The 817-nt window shown below is 74.3% G+C and carries 2 protein-coding genes; both read left to right on the top strand.

The annotated features are described in order from the left end of the window. On the top strand, positions 1-386 hold a 386-nt coding region (locus tag HUW36_RS33710; protein WP_246248460.1), incomplete at its 5' end, for an AAA domain-containing protein. 64 nt (positions 387-450) lie between these two features. Beyond that, positions 451-690, top strand: a complete 240-nt coding sequence (locus tag HUW36_RS33705) for a hypothetical protein (RefSeq protein WP_246248459.1) — start codon at positions 451-453, stop codon at positions 688-690. Positions 691-817: the final 127 nt, after the last annotated feature.

The raw sequence follows: 817 nt of genomic DNA, 5'->3' as shown, positions 1-817 counted from the left end.
CGGTGGGCGCGGACCGGATCGCCGTCGGGGCCGCGCACCGCGACCAGGTCGCGGCCATCCGGTCCCGGCTGGGCGCGGCCGGGGCGGGCATCACCGTGGACACCGCCAACCGGCTCCAGGGCCGGGAGTACGACGTGACGATCGTGCTGCACCCGCTCTCCGGCCGGCGCGACGCGACCGCGTTCCACCTGGAGTCGGGGCGGCTGTGCGTGCTGGCGTCCCGGCACCGGCACGCCTGCGTGGTGGTGGCCCGGGCCGGCATCGGTGAGCTGCTGGACGCGTACCCGTCGACCGAGCGCGTGCACCTGGACGTGCCGGTGAAGTTCCCGGACGGCTGGGAGGCCAACCAGACCGTCCTCACCCACCTGGACGCGCACCGAACCTGACCGGTCGACCTGGCCGGTCCGGGTGGATCTTCCGTCGGTCGCGGGTGGTGGGCAGGATGGCCGGGTGCATCCTCACGACCCGTACCAGCCGGATCCGTACCAGCCGCAGTACCCGCCACCGGGGTACGCGCCGCCGCCGCCGGAGCCGGACGGGATCAACTGGACGACTGTCCTCTGGGTCGCGGTGCCGGCGATCCTGGTGATCCTGTGCTGCGCCGGATGCGTCGTGTCGGGAATGGCGGGCGCGTTCATGGACGGCTTCCAGGAGGGGTACTCGTCGTCGTCGCTGGCGGCGGTGCGTTAGACAGGGCTCATGACCTTGAGCGTGCTGCCCTGGCTGGGCGGGGGTGTCGTGGCGGTGGCCGCCGGCTTCGTCGCCGCGCTGCTGCCCCGGCGCCGCGCCCGCGCCGAGGACCGGCGGGTGGCCTGGT

Origin of the sequence: Micromonospora maritima, from assembly GCF_902825405.1 — a bacterium.
GTDB lineage: Bacteria > Actinomycetota > Actinomycetes > Mycobacteriales > Micromonosporaceae > Micromonospora > Micromonospora maritima.
The sequence above is the reverse complement of the archived record's forward strand: the minus strand, read 5'-3'. Positions and strand labels throughout refer to the sequence as shown.